The organism is Streptomyces sp. NK08204, from assembly GCF_020400585.1.
Classification (GTDB): Bacteria; Actinomycetota; Actinomycetes; order Streptomycetales; family Streptomycetaceae; genus Streptomyces.
In genome coordinates, this window is the sequence record NZ_JAINVF010000084.1 from 1 (window position 1) to 602 (window position 602).

1 protein-coding gene is annotated in these 602 nt (G+C 65.4%); it reads right to left on the reverse strand.

All coding sequences use genetic code 11. The features are described 5' to 3' along the window. The coding region (locus tag K7G59_RS34405; RefSeq protein WP_263977109.1) for an alpha-amylase family glycosyl hydrolase at positions 1-602 on the reverse strand (602 nt) is incomplete at both ends.

A 602-nucleotide genomic window follows, 5' to 3' on the forward strand; every position in this document is an offset into this window, starting at 1 on the left:
AGCGGAAGTCGCCGAAGTAGTCGACCACGTCCTCCGGCCACTGGTTGGCCTCCGCCAGCAGGACCTTGTCGGGGTACTGGGCGTCGATCTCCTTGCGCACCCGCTTGAGGAACTGGTGGGTGGCGGGCAGGTTCTCGCAGTTGGTGCCCTCCTGCTGGTACAGGTACGGCACCGCGTCGAGGCGGAAGCCGTCGATGCCCAGGTCCAGCCAGAACCGCAGCGCGGAGAGGATCTCCTCCTGAACGGCGGGGTTGTCGTAGTTGAGGTCCGGCTGGTGCGAGAAGAAGCGGTGCCAGTAGTACTGCCCCCGCACCGGGTCGTACGTCCAGTTGGAGGCCTCGGTGTCGACGAAGATGATCCGCGCGTCCTGGTACTGCTTGTCGTCGTCGGCCCATACGTAGTAGTCGCCGTACGGGCCGTCCGGATCCTGCCTCGACTCCTGGAACCACGGGTGCTGGTCGCTGGTGTGGTTCATGACGAAGTCGATGATCACACGCATGCCCCGCTGGTGGGCGGCGTCGACGAAGTCCACGAAGTCGGCGAGGTCACCGAACTCGGGCAGTACGGCGGTGTAGTCGGAGACGTCGTAACCGCCGTCGCGG